General features: G+C 66.7%; 12 protein-coding genes and 1 tRNA gene. 8 read left to right on the top strand and 5 right to left on the bottom strand.

Features of this window, described 5'->3' with window-relative positions; translation table 11 throughout:
- Positions 1 to 4: 4 nt before the first annotated feature.
- The 6 genes from fdxH to DVB37_RS01575 all read left to right on the top strand — a co-directional run bounded on the left by fdxH (position 5) and on the right by DVB37_RS01575 (position 6,120).
- Entirely contained in the window at positions 5 to 904 is a 900-nt protein-coding gene (gene fdxH, locus DVB37_RS01550; protein ID WP_046805599.1) for a formate dehydrogenase subunit beta, read from the top strand.
- Entirely contained in the window at positions 897 to 1,529 is a 633-nt protein-coding gene (locus DVB37_RS01555) for a formate dehydrogenase subunit gamma (RefSeq protein ID WP_046805600.1), read from the top strand. The genes fdxH and DVB37_RS01555 overlap by 8 nt, the downstream gene beginning before the upstream one ends.
- 78 nt (positions 1,530 to 1,607) lie before the next feature.
- Positions 1,608 to 2,540, top strand: coding sequence for a formate dehydrogenase accessory protein FdhE (fdhE, locus tag DVB37_RS01560; protein ID WP_104144836.1), 933 nt, complete (start codon positions 1,608 to 1,610; stop codon positions 2,538 to 2,540).
- Positions 2,541 to 2,718: 178 nt separating this feature from the next.
- A complete protein-coding gene (gene selA / locus DVB37_RS01565; protein ID WP_240434121.1) occupies positions 2,719 to 4,068 on the top strand; it encodes an L-seryl-tRNA(Sec) selenium transferase in 1,350 nt (449 codons plus the stop codon).
- Positions 4,065 to 6,011, top strand: coding sequence for a selenocysteine-specific translation elongation factor (gene selB, locus DVB37_RS01570; protein WP_120153560.1), 1,947 nt, complete (start codon positions 4,065 to 4,067; stop codon positions 6,009 to 6,011). The genes selA and selB overlap by 4 nt, the downstream gene beginning before the upstream one ends.
- Positions 6,012 to 6,024: 13 nt before the next feature.
- Positions 6,025 to 6,120, top strand: a tRNA-Sec gene (locus DVB37_RS01575).
- 53 nt (positions 6,121 to 6,173) lie between these two features.
- Here the strand turns inward: DVB37_RS01575 and DVB37_RS01580 are convergent.
- Complete coding sequence (locus DVB37_RS01580; protein ID WP_104144879.1) at positions 6,174 to 6,722, bottom strand: TlpA disulfide reductase family protein; 549 nt, start codon at positions 6,720 to 6,722, stop codon at positions 6,174 to 6,176.
- Between the two features lie 158 nt (positions 6,723 to 6,880).
- Between DVB37_RS01580 and selD the strand changes: the two genes are divergently transcribed.
- The gene (gene selD, locus DVB37_RS01585; RefSeq protein ID WP_120153562.1) at positions 6,881 to 7,942 is read left to right on the top strand and encodes a selenide, water dikinase SelD; all 1,062 of its coding nucleotides are present in this window, start codon (positions 6,881 to 6,883) and stop codon (positions 7,940 to 7,942) included.
- Between the two features lie 105 nt (positions 7,943 to 8,047).
- Here the strand turns inward: selD and DVB37_RS01590 are convergent, their stop codons facing one another.
- Positions 8,048 to 10,198 (bottom strand): LTA synthase family protein, encoded by a 2,151-nt coding sequence (locus DVB37_RS01590; RefSeq protein WP_240434024.1) that lies wholly within the window; start codon positions 10,196 to 10,198, stop codon positions 8,048 to 8,050.
- A gap of 222 nt (positions 10,199 to 10,420) precedes the next feature.
- Positions 10,421 to 11,362 (bottom strand): LysR substrate-binding domain-containing protein, encoded by a 942-nt coding sequence (locus tag DVB37_RS01595; protein WP_104144833.1) that lies wholly within the window; start codon positions 11,360 to 11,362, stop codon positions 10,421 to 10,423.
- A 127-nt stretch (positions 11,363 to 11,489) separates the two neighbouring features.
- On the opposite strand from DVB37_RS01595, the gene DVB37_RS01600 reads away from it, so the two are divergent.
- Positions 11,490 to 12,158 (top strand): 2-hydroxychromene-2-carboxylate isomerase, encoded by a 669-nt coding sequence (locus DVB37_RS01600; RefSeq protein WP_046805606.1) that lies wholly within the window; start codon positions 11,490 to 11,492, stop codon positions 12,156 to 12,158.
- Here the strand turns inward: DVB37_RS01600 and DVB37_RS01605 are convergent.
- Both DVB37_RS01605 and adh read right to left on the bottom strand, forming a co-directional pair.
- Positions 12,145 to 12,522, bottom strand: coding sequence for a DUF779 domain-containing protein (locus DVB37_RS01605; RefSeq protein ID WP_046805607.1), 378 nt, complete (start codon positions 12,520 to 12,522; stop codon positions 12,145 to 12,147). The genes DVB37_RS01600 and DVB37_RS01605 overlap by 14 nt on opposite strands.
- Positions 12,523 to 12,639: 117 nt before the next feature.
- On the bottom strand, positions 12,640 to 14,169 hold the full coding sequence (adh, locus tag DVB37_RS01610) for an aldehyde dehydrogenase (RefSeq protein ID WP_120153567.1): 1,530 nt from the start codon (positions 14,167 to 14,169) through the stop codon (positions 12,640 to 12,642).
- Between the last annotated feature and the right edge of the window lie 18 nt (positions 14,170 to 14,187).

Below are 14,187 nucleotides of genomic sequence, written 5' to 3' on the forward strand. Positions count from 1 at the left end.
CGACATGTCCATGCAATCCCTAGACATCAAGCGGCGCTCGGCCACCACCACGCCGCCGCCCGGTATCCGTGAACCCATCACGGGCTCGGTCGCCAAGCTGATCGACGTCTCCAAGTGCATCGGGTGCAAGGCTTGCCAAAGCGCCTGTATGGAATGGAACGATCTGCGCGACGAGATCGGCACCAACGTGGGCGTCTATGACAACCCGGCCGACCTGACCGAGCATTCCTGGACCGTCATGCGCTTCTCAGAATACGAGAACCCCGCCGGCGACCTGGAATGGCTGATCCGCAAGGACGGCTGCATGCACTGCGAGGACCCGGGCTGCCTGAAGGCCTGCCCCTCGCCGGGCGCCATCATCCAATACACCAACGGCATCGTGGACTTCCACGAGGAAAACTGTATTGGCTGCGGCTACTGCATCACTGGCTGTCCGTTCAACGTGCCGCGCATCTCCAAGAAAGACCACAAGGCGTACAAGTGCACCTTGTGTTCCGACCGCGTGGCCGTCGGCCAGGAGCCGGCCTGCGTCAAGGCCTGCCCCACCGGCGCCATCGTCTTCGGCACCAAGGAAGACATGAAGCAGCATGCCGAGGAACGGATCGTGGACCTGAAGTCCCGCGGTTTCGACCAGGCCGGGCTGTACGACCCGCAAGGCGTGGGCGGCACCCATGTCATGTACGTGCTGCATCACGCCGACCAGCCCGGGCTGTATCACGGCCTGCCCCAGGACCCGAAGATCAGTCCCATGGTGTCGCTGTGGAAGGGCTTGGCCAAACCGCTGGGTGTGGCCGCGATGGCCCTGACCGCCCTGGCGGGATTCTTCCACTACGCCCGCGTGGGCCGTAACGAGGTGTCGGAGGAAGACGAGCGCCGCGCCGAAGAGGAGATCCGCCATGACTGAAGACCACCGTCACCGCCGCATCAAGCGCTATTCGCCGGGTGAGCGCACCAACCACTGGATCATCGCCTTCACGTTCATTCTGTTGGCGCTGTCCGGGCTGGCGCTGTTTCACCCGTCGATGTACTGGCTGACCAACCTGTTCGGCGGCGGCCCCTGGACGCGCATTCTGCACCCCATCATCGGGGTGGTGATGTTCGTCTGCTTCGTCGTGTTCGCCGGCCACATGTGGCGGCACAACCTGATGACGCGCGCTGATCGCCAGTGGCTCAAGCAGCTGAACGACGTGGTCGAGAACCGCGAAGAAAAGCTGCCCGAAGTCGGCAAGTACAACGCCGGCCAGAAGCTGCTGTTCTACGTGCTGGTGTTGTGCATGCTGGGCCTGTTCGCCAGCGGTATCGTGATCTGGCGCGAATATTTCGCGTTCTATTTCCCGATCTGGGTGGTGCGGGTCGCGTCCGTGGTGCACGCCGTCAGTGCGCTGGTGCTGATCTGCTCGATCATCGTGCACATCTACGCCGCGATCTGGGTCAAGGGCTCGTTGACGGCCATGCTGCGCGGTTATGTCACGGCGGGCTGGGCGTGGAAGCACCATCGCGCCTGGTTCCGCGAACAGATCCGGAAGTAGCGCCGGTTTTATCCTGATCGCACGGCTGCTATCCTTCTTCGAAGGCTGGCAGCCGTGTTTGTTTTTTTGGAGACGCAATTGCAGCGAATTCTTCCGCGCGGTGAAATCGAAGCGCTAGACCACAATGTCATCCCCCGCGTCAGCTTGCCTGAACGCGGCTCGATTTTTTCAACGCGCGCGGCGCGCCTGCGGCAACTGGCGTCGGATAGCCCGGTGGCCGATTACCTGCTGCTGATGGCGCATCTGGTCGACGCCCAGCATCGCGCCCTGCAGGACTGCGCCGCGCCCGGCGTATCCGAAGACCGGCTGTCGCTGGCGCAGGCGCATGGCATGCCGCCGCTACAGGCGGTGGGCTGGCCGCGCGACCCGATGTGGCGCGGCATCCTGGCGCGCCTGGTCGATGACGTATCGCGTACCGCGGGGGTGCCTGCCGAAGCCGTCGAAGTCTGTACTGCGTTGCGCCGCGCAATCGACCAAGACCCCGAATCCCTCGAAGACCTGGCCGAAGCCGTGTTGGCCGAACAGGACCAGGGCGTGGACGGCGCGGCCGCGCCCTTCGTCATGGCAGCCTTGCAAGTCTATTGGACCGATCTGGCCAGCCGCTTCGACGCCAAGCAATTGCCCGTGGTCAGCCCGTTCGGCGTGTGCCCCGTTTGCGCCAGCTTGCCGGTGGCCAGCGTAGTGCGCGTGGGCGGCCAGTTCGAAGGCTACCGCTACTTGTGTTGCAGCCTGTGCGCCACGCAATGGCACATGGTGCGCGTCAAGTGCACGCATTGCGAAGACGTCGAATCGGTGGCGTACCAGGCCATCGACGGCCGCGCACCCGCCATCAAGGCCGAAACCTGCGACCACTGCCACACCTATCGCAAGATCTTCTACCAGGACAAGGACCTGCACGTGGAACCCGTAGCCGATGACCTGGCCAGCCTGATGCTGGACGTGCTGGTGGGCGAGGCAGGTTATTCGCGCGCCAGCGGCAACCCGCTGCTGTGGCATGGCAACGAGGACTAGCCGCATGGCCGAGCTTCCGTCAGAAGACAGCGCCGTCGCCGCTGAGACTGCCGCTGCTGAAACCGCCGCCGCTGGGGCTGCCGGCGTCGGGACTGTCGCTGCTGAAACCGCCGCCGCCGACACTGCCGCTGCTGCGTCCGACATCCCCCCGCTGGACCGCCTGTTGAACGCGGACGCGATGCGCACCGCGCTGGACACGCACGGGCGCACGCAGGTCGTGGCGGCATTGCGGCGCCACCTGGACACGCTGCGTCAACGCGCGCTGGCCGGCGGCTTGATGCAGCGCGAACTGAATGCCAGCACGGTGGCCTCCCGCGTGACGGCTTCGCTGGACAAGGCCGCGCAACCCCGCCTGCGCGCGGTCTATAACCTGACCGGCACCGTGCTGCACACCAACCTGGGCCGGGCGCTGCTGCCCGACGAAGCGGTGGCCTCGGTGCTGCGCGCGCTGACCACGCCGGCCAATCTGGAATTCGATCTGGATACCGGTGGCCGCGGGGATCGCGACGATCTCATCGACGACCTGCTGTGCGAACTGACGGGCGCCGAAGCCGCCACCGTCGTCAACAACAACGCCGCCGCCGTGCTGCTCATGCTGAACGCCCTGGCGGACCGGCGCGAGGTCGTGGTGTCGCGTGGTGAACTGGTTGAAATCGGCGGCGCGTTCCGCATCCCCGACATCATGAAACGCGCCGGCGCCAAGCTCGTTGAAGTGGGTACCACCAACCGCACGCATGCCGCCGACTACGACGGCGCCATCGGGCCGCGCACCGCGATGCTGATGAAGGTGCATTGCAGCAATTACGCGGTCACCGGCTTCACCAAGAGCGTCGGCGTGGCCGAGGTGGCGGCGCTGGCGCATGCCAAGGGCTTGCCGGCCACGGTAGACCTGGGCAGCGGCACGCTGGTGGACCTGACGCAGTTCGGCCTGCCGCGCGAAGACACGGTGCGCGACACCATCGCGGCTGGCGCCGACCTGGTCACCTTCAGCGGCGACAAGCTGCTGGGCGGCCCGCAAGCCGGCCTGCTGGTCGGCCGCGCCGACCTGATCCGCAAGATCAAGAAAAATCCGCTCAAGCGCGCGCTACGCGTCGGCAAGCTGACGCTGGCGGCGTTGGAACCCGTGCTGCACCTGTATCGCGCGCCCGAATTCCTGGCGCAGCGGCTCACCACGCTACGCCTGTTGACCCGGCCGCAACGCGATATCCAGCCGCTGGCCGACCGGCTGCGCGGCGTTTTGGCGCATGCGGTCGGTGCGAACTACGCCGTGCAGGCCGTTCCCATGTTCAGCCAGATCGGCAGCGGCGCGTTGCCGGTGGACCAGTTGCCCAGCTTCGGCCTTGCGCTGCGCTACAACGGCAGCGGGCGCCCCGGCCGCCATCTGGACAAGCTGGAAACCCGGCTGCGCGGCCTGCCCACGCCCGTCATCGGCCGTATTGCCGACGACGCGCTGTGGCTGGACCTGCGCTGCCTTGAAGCCGGTGACGAAGCCGCCTTCACCGCGCAACTGGCGGAGCCGCTGGCATGATCATCGGCACCGCCGGACACATCGACCATGGCAAGACCACGTTGGTGCGCGCGCTGACGGGCGTAGATACCGACCGGCTCAAGGAAGAAAAGGCGCGCGGCATTTCCATTGAATTGGGCTACGCCTACACGCCGCTGGACAACGGCGACGTGCTGGGTTTCATCGACGTGCCTGGTCACGAAAAGCTGGTGCACACCATGGCCGCCGGCGCCAGCGGCATCGACTTCGGCCTGTTGGTGGTGGCCGCCGACGACGGCGTCATGCCCCAGACCCGCGAGCACCTGGCCATCCTGACGCTGCTGGGCGTCGCGCGCGGCGCGGTGGCACTGACCAAGGCCGACCGCGCCGACGCCCAACGCCTGGCCGCCGTGCGCGCCGATATCGCCGCGCTGGCAGCGGGCACGTTTCTGGACGGCGCCCCGGTCCATGCCGTAAGCGCCACGCAGACCGACGACGTTGGCACGGCACAGCTGAAAGACTATCTGCACCGTCAGGCGCAAGACCTGCAACGGCGCGACGCGGCCGGCTTGTTCCGGCTGGCCGTGGACCGCGTGTTTACGTTGGCCGGCCACGGCACCGTGGTCACCGGCACGGCGCATTCGGGCGTGGCGCGCGCTGGCGACGAGGCGGCCGACCTGCGCCTGATGCCCGCCGGCACGCGCGTGCGGGTGCGCGGCATTCATGCGCAGAACCGGCCCAGTGAAACCGGCGCGGCGGGCCAGCGTTGCGCGCTGAATCTGGCGGGCATCGACAAGCATGCCATCGCGCGCGGCGACTGGATCGCGGACGCCCGCTGTTTTTTGCCGTCGCGCCATCTGGATGTGGCCCTGACCTTGTTGCCGTCCGCCGACGCGCCCTTGCGTGCATGGGCGCCGTTGCACGTGCACATCGGCGCGGCGCGGCACGTGGCGCACGTGGTGCCGATCAGCGCCGAGACCTTGGCGCCCGGGCAGTCCGGCTGGGTGCAACTGGTGTTCGATGAGCCCGTGTGCGCCATGCCGGGCGACCGCTACATCGTGCGCAACGCGCAGGCCACGCGCACGGTCGGTGGCGGACGCGTGCTGGACCCCAACGCACCCGACCGCAAGCGCCGCGCCGCCGCTCGCATGCAAGCGTTGCAGGCCCTGTCCGACATGCTGGATGGCGGCGGTTTGCCACCGGTGCTGGCGCACGCGCCGCTGGGCCTGGACGAAGCCGCGTTGCAACGCCTGACGGGCATGCCGGTGCGCGACATCGCCGCCCCTCATGGCGCGCTGTGGGTCGAAACGCGCAACGCGCAGGCGCCCCGCACGTTGATCCTGGCCGCGCACTGGCAGGCGCTGCTTGCCCGCGTCGAACAGGCGCTGGCATCCTTTCACCACGGCGCGCCGGACGAGCCCGGCCCGGACAGTGCACGCCTGCGTCGCATGGCGATGCCGGTGGGCCCCGATGCGTTGTGGACCGCCGTACTCGACGCGCTGCAACGCGATGGGCGCCTTTCGCGCAACGGCCCTTGGCTGCACCTGCCGTCGCACACGTCCACGCTGGCCGACGACGAAAACGCGCTGGCGGCGCGTGTGCTGCCGCTATTGAATGCCGGCGCGTTCGACCCGCCATGGGTGCGCGACGTGGCGCGCGCGCTGGCCGAACCCGAAGAGCGCGTGCGGCTGCTGCTGCGCAAGCTGCTGCGTCGCGGCGAAGTCGCGCAAGTGGTCAAGGACTTGTTCTATCACCGCGATCAGGTGCGTGTGCTGGCCAGCATGGCGGCGGACCTGGCAAGCCAGGCGCGCGGCCTGAACGCGGCGGTGTTCCGCGACGCCACGGGCCTGGGACGCAAGCGCGCCATCCAGATCCTGGAATTCTTTGATCGCGTGGGCTACACGCGGCGTGTGCGAGACACCCATGTGCTGCGCGGCGACAGCGCTTTTGCCTCGACGCAAGACGCGCCGCAGCCGGTATCATAGGCACCTTCGCTGCGGAAGGCATCCGTGCCCGGCGGCACGGCTGGGCTTCAAACCCAGTTGGGGGCGTCAGACGTTCCCAGGTAGGTTCGACTCCTGCTGCCTTCCGCCACACCTCCCGCCACACCCCCCGCCACGGCTTCATCCACGCACGCCCCTGCGAGCCTACCGCCGCAACATGCGCGTCACCACGGCCGTCACCTGTTCCGACTTCCAGTCCAGCTCGCCCAGATGCCAATATCGGATCGACCCGCCTCGGTCCACCAGGTAATTGGCCGGCAAGGCGATGGCATCCCATTTCTTTGACGCCGCGCTGTTGCGGTCGTGCATTACCGTGCCGGCCACCGGCGACTTGGCCAGAAAGGTCGAAACCTTGCCCAGCGCTTCGCCCACATTGACGGCCACCAGCCGCAGGCCTTCTTCACGATGCCGCTTGGCCATGGTGGACATCAACGGGATGGCGTCGCGGCACGGCTCGCACCAGGTGGCCCAGAAGCTGACGATGACCACGTTGCCGCGCCAGGCCGACAGCTTTTGCTCGCGCCCGGAAAGGTCGGGCAGTACCAGGGCGGGGGTGGGCAAGGTCCATGGCGCCCAATCGGGGCCGGTGGCGGCCTTGAGCGCGGCGTCATCGGCGGCGCGCGCCAGCTTGGGCAGATACGGCAGGGCGGCCAGGGACAGGCCGGTTTGAAGCAGGCGGCGGCGGCTGATCAAGACGGCGTCCTTCGCAAAGGTCAAAGGGAAACGGGCTTGGATGGCGGGCGTCGCGCGGGTCCTGCCCGGCATACCGCCACCGCGCGCGTCGCCGAAACATCATAGGGCGAAGGGCGGGCGCGATGCTATCCTTTTTCGATTGAGACCCGGAGACTGAAATGACCCACGATGTAGCGTCCGCGGCAGTGCCGCGTTTGACTTCGCTTTCGCACGGAGGCGGCTGCGGCTGCAAGATCGCGCCGGGCGTTCTGTCCGAACTGCTCAAGCGTTTCGGCCCCGCCGCCAGCTACCCCAACCTGATGGTGGGCACCGAGACCGCCGATGACGCGGCGGTGTACCGGCTTAATGACGAGCAGGCGCTCATCGCCACGACCGATTTCTTCATGCCCATCGTTGACGACCCGCACGACTTCGGCCGCATCGCCGCGACCAACGCGCTGTCGGACGTCTATGCGATGGGCGGCACGCCGATCATGGCGCTGGCCATCGTGGGCATGCCGATCAATGTGCTGCCGCACAGCGTCATCGCGGACATTCTGCGCGGGGGCGAATCGGTCTGCGCCGAAGCGGGCATTCCGGTGGCGGGCGGCCACAGCATTGATTCGGTCGAACCCATCTATGGCCTGGCGGTGATGGGCCTGGTGCATCCCAGCCGCGTCAAGCGCAACGCCGATGCGCGTGCGGGCGACGTGCTGATCCTGGGCAAGGCGTTGGGCGTGGGCATCTTGTCGGCCGCGCTGAAAAAGAACCAGCTGGACGAAGCCGGCTACCGCGTCATGATCGACACGACAACCCGCTTGAACCGGCCCGGCGCCGCGTTGGCCGCGCTGGACGGCGTGCACGCGGTGACCGACGTCACGGGCTTTGGCTTGCTGGGCCACGCGCTGGAAATGGCGCGCGGCGCAAAACTGACCGCGCGCCTTGACCTGGATGCGTTGCCCTGGCTGCCCGGCGTGGAAGCGTTTGCTTCCCAGGGCGTCATCACGGGCGCATCGGGCCGCAATTGGGCGTCATACGGCAACGCCGTGCAGCTGTCCGCGGGCGTCACCGACGCGCAGCGCGCCTTGCTGACCGATCCGCAAACCTCGGGCGGCCTGCTGGTGTCCTGCGCGCCGGAAGTGGCCGACGCGGTGCTGGCGCTATTCCGTGAGCAGGGCTTTGACCACGCAACCGTCGTGGGCGAGATGATCGCGGGTGACGGGCAAGTGCAGGTTGGCTGACCGTGCATCGGTCAGGGGCGGTTCCGAGCCGCCGCTGGGCTGACCGTGGCAGCCTCGCGCTGCGGCATGCCGCGCCGCCCCGCATTCGGGCGCGGCAGTGCAACCTTATGGCCGGGCTTGCGATTGCACCTGGTAATTGATCTGCCAGAGCATCAGCTTGGGATAGGCGGCCAACCGCTCTTGCTGGGCGCGCTGCGTCGGCGTGGTCGCTTGTTCGGCGCCTAGCGCCAGGCCCTGCGCGTTGGCCCAGGGCAGGATCTTGCCTGGGCGGTCGCGCCGGTACGCACCGTCTTGCGTGATCGTCAGATGCGGGTCGTTGATACCGAAGCACCAGACCGGGTCCGGCTGCGCCGCCAGCAGATCGCAGCCCGTGCGGTAGTAAGGCGTGGCGGGCAGACTCAGCTGATACAGCGTGGGCAATATGTCTTTGTGGCCGCCCACGCGGGCCGGGTCGAACACCGATTGGCCCCGGTACGCTTGCGGCACGTACAGGTAGAAGGGCACGGCGCGGGCCAGCGCGGCTTCGCGCGCGTCCTGGTAATTCAGGCCCTGCATATTGTGGTCACCCGTGACCGCGATGATGGTGCGGGCGCCGCTGGCCGAGGCCTTCACGCGCGTCAGGAACTGGCCCAGCTGATCGTTGGCGTAGCGCAGCGTGTAGAACGCGTCTTGCACCGAGCTCCAGCTTTTGAAGTACGGCTGGCGCGTCACATCGGCCAAGTCCAGGCCGCTGCGCTGCGCGCCGTCGGGCGCGATGAACGGGGGATGGTGCGTGGTGGACAACGCAACGATGAACAGCGGCTGGCCATCCCGATCGGCATCGGCCAGGCGGCTTTCGATGTAGCGGAACATGTATTCGTCCGGTACGCCCCACGTGCCTGCCTGGGCTTCGGGATACTTGGCGCGCAAGGTCTGCTGGTCGATGAATTCGTGGGCGCCCAGGTGCGTGGCGAAGGTGCCCAGGTTGCGCCAGGTGGCCGCGCCGGACGTCACGAACAACACACGGTAGCCGCGTGCCAGATACGGTGCGAAGGCATTGCTGGCGAAGGTGTCGTCGGCGGCCGACGATTGGCCGATGGCCGGCACCGGGCTGCGTACCAGCAGGCGCGCCAGGGAATCGATCGTGCCGTTGCCTTCCGACAGGAAGCGGTCAAAGCGCCAGTCCTGTTCCCAATGCGGGCGCAGCGCACCGAGCAGATCGCGGCCCGGTTGGTCATAGGCATTAAGGTGGTGACCCATGCTTTCCATGACTTGCAGCACAACATGCGGCGGCCGCGCTAGCGCTGCCGGGTTGGCGCCGGTCACCGCGTTGAAGGGCGTCAGGTCGGGTTTTACCGGGTGCCCGAGAAACCGTGCGTACAGCGCTTCGCCTTCGGCGGCGGTGGCGGGCAGGAAACGCTTGTCGTTGCCATGCTCGCGCAGCGCCCACGAGAAAGCAGAGATGCCGTTGGGCGCAATGGCGTTCAACAAGCGCATGGTCGAGATACTGGTGTCGTCCTTGTTCAGCGGAAACCGGCCCAGCGACCCCCGGCAGGCCAACACGGTAACGGCAACGATGAACAACAATTGCAGCGCGGTGGGAAGCAGCGCCCGCCGCCGCAACGGCAGGCTGAGCACGCGGCGGCGCCAGCGTGTCCCCAGCCACCACGTGCAGACCAGCACCGCCGACAGCAGCACGCCTGCTTGCACCACCGGGTATCCGTGCCACAGCGTCATCAGGATGGCGCGGGTATCGTCGTCGATCATGCCGAACACGAAGATATCGATCGATCGCGAAAACGTGGCGAAGTAACAGACGCTGACCACGGTGGAACCGGCAATCAACGCGGCCATGGCCGCCCCGACGCCCGGCGTCAGGCGCAGCCAGCGGGCATACAGGGGGCGGCTGCCGGCCATCAGCATCGCCATCAACAGCAACGCCGAAAAGGCGATGCTGGTGACCTTGATGTCGAACAGCAGGCCGATCCCCAGCGTGCGGCCCACGTCTTGTGGCAGCGCGGAATAGGTGGCCGACGGCGCGTACTTCACCAGTAGATAGCTGCGTCCGATGAACTGCGCCAGGACGCTGACCAGCCAGGGCGCCAGGATCACGAGGAATGCGCGCTGCACGTTGTGAAACCAGTCTTGCCAGGTGTCGGTGTCGGTCAGGCGTAAACGCTTTATCTGCATCAGTGGGGGGGCCAGGCGAAAAACGGGGGTTGCGGCAACAAAGCGCCCCTGGCCCGGGCTTGATGGGCCATCAGGGGATGAATGCATGATGGAACTCCGGCCCCGATTTCCGGGTTGCGGGGGATCGCGGGAATCCTACAAGGCGCGCCGGAGTGGCTGGGATCGAACAGGCGGCTTTCGTGGTTCGGGTTATGGCCGCTGTTCGCCATGCAGCGCGAACTGTACTCGAGCGGGACCCGAAATGTACAAAGGTTTGTATAGCTTTGTGAGTGGCGTGTACGAACCGTGGCGGGGTCGGATGGCCGCTGGTCAGCGGGCAGAGCCGGGGGCGGATTCGCCGGACAGGTCGCGGGCCGTGGTCGCCGCCTGTTGCATCAGCCACGCGGCGACCACATCGGCGTCGGCGGTGCTGCGCCGCGCGTTGCGGACCAGCCAATAAGCGTGCTCGGTGGCCAGGGCGGCCTGCCCGCCCACCGGTTGCAAGCGCCCGTCGGCCAGCATCGGCGCAATCAGCGCCAGCCGGCCCAGCGCGATGCCATGGCCGGCCAGCGCCGCCAGCACGATCTGGTCGTATTGGTTAAAGCGCAGCATGCCCTTGGCGCGCGCCCGGTTCAGGCCGCGCGCATTCAGCCATTCCGACCATTGCAGCCAGGGCCGGGTCGGGTCGTCGAATTCAAGCAGCACATGGCGTTGCAGCTCGCGCGCATCCAGCTCGCGGGCATTCAGCGACGGGTGCGCCACGGGCACCACCGACTCTCCGAACATCCAGGCAGCGGTATCCGGGACGCTGTCGCGCAGGCTGTAGCGGATGGCGATGTCGACGCTTTCGCGGTCGATATCGATCAGGCGGTTGTCCGCAGCCACGCGCACGTCGATATGCGGGTGCGCCGCCTGGAAGGCGCCCAGGCGCGGAAGCAACCACAGGGAAGCCACGCCGATGGTCGTGGTCACGGTGACCGGTGTGCGGCGCTCGGGCGCGCGCAGCTGTTCGGTCAGGTCGCCCAACTGGCTCAGCCACACGTCGGCCATGCGAAATAGCTGCGCGCCTTCAGAGGTAAACGACACGCTGCGAAAGCCGCGCACCAACAGCGGTACGCCCAAATGCGCTTCCAGGGCGCGGATCTGGCGGCTGACGGCGGACTGCGTCACATGCAGATCCTGCGCGGCAAGGGTGATGCTCATGCGGCGGCCCACAGCGACGAAGCCCCGTACCAGATCAAGCGGTGGGAGTTTTGCCAGCGGATATGACATTCGTGAAACTCATGCGTATCGGGCGGAAATGTTGCTTGAGCAATAGTACGCCCGCAGCGTTCAATAGAAGCCTGCGACAAGCGCCAGCCGGGCCTTGGTCGCAGCCCAGCCCTGCCGGAGTTGCCTGATGAACGCGTCTTTGCCCGACTCGCCCCGCATGCAGATGTGGTTCGATTTCGCCAGCCCTTACAGCTATCTGGCCATCTTGCGCGTGCAGGCGCTAGCGGAAAGCGCGGGCGTGGTGGTGGACTTGCGCCCCTTTTTGCTGGGGCCGATTTTCCAGGCCCAGGGCTGGAACGATTCTCCGTTTCGCCTGTTCCCGGGCAAGGGCGCCTACATGATGCGGGACATTGCCCGCCTGGCCGACAAATACGGCATTACCTACAACCGCCCGCGACTGTTCCCGCGCATGAGCGTGCTGCCGGCGCGCATCGCCCTGCTGGGCCAGGATGAACCGTGGTGCCGCGATTTCTGCGTGGCGGTATTTCGCGCGAATTTCCAGGACGACCTGGACATCCAGTCCGAAGACGTGGTGCATGGCCTGCTGCAAGACCTGGGGCTGGACGCCGATGCGCTGATCGCGCGCGGCAAGTCCGAAGCCGCCAAGGAAGCGCTGCGCCGTCAGGTGGACCGCGCGCGGGACCTGGGCCTGTTCGGCGCGCCCACGTTTTTTGCGGGCAGCGAAATGTTCTGGGGCAATGATCGCCTGGAAGACGCGCTGCAATGGGCGCGCGATCGGGTAGGCGCCGGCGACGTTGCCTTGGGTGACCAGGACAATTCCGTCAGCCCTTCGTAACGGGCGCCACGCGCGCCCATTCCTCGTCCGAGTACAGGCGCGATCGCAGCAGGAAGCGCTTGCCTTCCGCGCTATCCAGCGAGAATGCCCCGCCGCGCCCGGGCACCGCGTCGATGATGAGCTGGGTGTGCTCCCAGTACGCAAACTGGTCCTCGCCCATGTAGAACGGGCAGCCTTCCAGCTGGCCCAGCAGCACGTCCGAGCCCCCGACCATGAATTCGCCCTGGGCATAGCACATGGGTGAGCTGCCATCGCAGCAGCCGCCCGATTGGTGGAACATCAGCGGGCCGTGCTTGGCGCGCAAGGTGTCGATCAGTTGGCGCGCTTGGTCGGTGGCGACGACGCGCGGGGTGGGTGCTTCCATTTCGGTGTCCTGTGTAGGGGCCGTGGTCCGGCGGCCCGGCGGCCCGGCGATCTTGCGCTCCGAAGTTCCCGCGCGCCAGGCCCGAAGGCCCGGCGCGCGTTGCTCACGCTTTTCGCGTCAGAAGAAACCCAGCTTCTTGGGCGAATAGCTCACCAGCAGGTTCTTCGTCTGCTGATAGTGGTTGAGCATCATCTTGTGATTTTCACGCCCGATGCCCGACTGCTTGTATCCGCCAAACGCCGCATGCGCGGGATAGGCGTGATAGCAGTTCGTCCACACGCGGCCCGCCTTGATCGCGCGCCCCATCCGGTAGCACGTGTTGGCATCGCGTGACCACACGCCCGCGCCCAGGCCGTACAGCGTGTCGTTGGCCAGCGCCAGCGCGTCGTCGGCATCCTTGAACGTGGTTACCGCCACGACCGGCCCGAAGATTTCTTCCTGGAACACGCGCATCTTGTTGTGGCCCTTGAACACCGTGGGCTGCACGTAGTAGCCGCCTTCCAACGCGCCTTGCATCTGCGCCCGCGAGCCGCCCGCCAGCACGTCGGCGCCTTCCTGCTTGCCGATATCCAGGTAAGACAGGATTTTTTCCAGTTGCTCGGTGGACGCCTGCGCGCCCAGCATGGTGTCGCCGTCAAGCGGGTTGCCCTGCTTGATGTCGGCCACGCGCTTAAGCGCGCGTTCCATGAACTTGTCGTACAGCGATTCCTGGATCAACGCGCGGCTGGGGCACGTGCACACCTCGCCCTGGTTCAGCGCAAACATCACGAAGCCCTCGACCGCCTTGTCCAGAAAGTCGTCATCTTGCGCCGCCACATCGGCAAAGAAAATGTTGGGCGACTTGCCGCCCAGCTCCAGCGTGACGGGGATGATGTTCTGCGACGCGTACTGCATGATCAGCCGGCCGGTGGTGGTCTCGCCGGTGAAGGCGATCTTGGCGATGCGCTTGCTGGAGGCCAGCGGCTTGCCGGCTTCCAGACCGAAGCCCGTCACCACGTTCAGCACGCCCGGGGGCAGGATGTCGCCAATCAGTTCCATCAGCAGCAGGATGCCCAGCGGGGTCTGCTCGGCGGGCTTGAGCACCACGCAATTGCCCGCGGCCAGCGCGGGCGCCAGCTTCCACGCCGCCATCAGGATGGGAAAGTTCCACGGAATGATCTGTCCGACCACGCCCAGCGGCTCGTTGAAGTGGTAGGCCACGGTGTCGCTATCGATTTCCGACAGGCCGCCTTCCTGGCTGCGGATGCACGAGGCGAAGTAGCGGAAGTGGTCGATGGCCAGCGGGATGTCGGCGGCGCGCGCTTCGCGGATGGGCTTGCCGTTGTCCCAGGTTTCGGCGGTGGCCAGGCGTTCCAGGTTGGCTTGCATCACGTCGGCGATCTGCATCAGCATGCGGGCACGTTCAGCGGCCGGGGTCGCTCCCCATTTCGGCGCGGCGCGGTGGGCGGCGTCCAGCGCCAGGTCCACATCGCGCTCCTTCGAACGCGCGTTGCGCGTCAGCACCTGGCCGGTGACGGGCGTGACGTTGTCGAAGTACTCGCCATCCGCCGGCTTTTGCCACTTGCCGTCGATGAAGTTGTCGTACTGCGTTTTCAGGTCCAGACGGGTGCCATACGTGTCCGGGGTGATGCGGGTCGCGATGTCCATGCTTGTCTCCGATTTTGT

The sequence above is a fragment of the Achromobacter sp. B7 genome, from assembly GCF_003600685.1.
In the GTDB taxonomy this organism is placed as follows: Bacteria; Pseudomonadota; Gammaproteobacteria; order Burkholderiales; family Burkholderiaceae_B; genus Achromobacter; species Achromobacter spanius_B.

Bases quoted from the DNA above. Each gene is read 5' to 3' on its own strand.
- fdxH (WP_046805599.1), top strand. From the start codon at position 5: ATGTCCATGCAATCCCTAGACATCAAGCGGCGCTCGGCCACCACCACG.
- DVB37_RS01555 (WP_046805600.1), top strand. From the start codon at position 897: ATGACTGAAGACCACCGTCACCGCCGCATCAAGCGCTATTCGCCGGGT.
- selA (WP_240434121.1), top strand. From the start codon at position 2,719: ATGCGCACCGCGCTGGACACGCACGGGCGCACGCAGGTCGTGGCGGCA.
- selB (WP_120153560.1), top strand. From the start codon at position 4,065: ATGATCATCGGCACCGCCGGACACATCGACCATGGCAAGACCACGTTG.
- selD (WP_120153562.1), top strand. From the start codon at position 6,881: ATGACCCACGATGTAGCGTCCGCGGCAGTGCCGCGTTTGACTTCGCTT.
- DVB37_RS01590 (WP_240434024.1), bottom strand. From the start codon at position 10,198: ATGCATTCATCCCCTGATGGCCCATCAAGCCCGGGCCAGGGGCGCTTT.
- DVB37_RS01595 (WP_104144833.1), bottom strand. From the start codon at position 11,362: ATGTCATATCCGCTGGCAAAACTCCCACCGCTTGATCTGGTACGGGGC.
- DVB37_RS01600 (WP_046805606.1), top strand. From the start codon at position 11,490: ATGAACGCGTCTTTGCCCGACTCGCCCCGCATGCAGATGTGGTTCGAT.
- DVB37_RS01605 (WP_046805607.1), bottom strand. From the start codon at position 12,522: ATGGAAGCACCCACCCCGCGCGTCGTCGCCACCGACCAAGCGCGCCAA.
- adh (WP_120153567.1), bottom strand. From the start codon at position 14,169: ATGGACATCGCGACCCGCATCACCCCGGACACGTATGGCACCCGTCTG.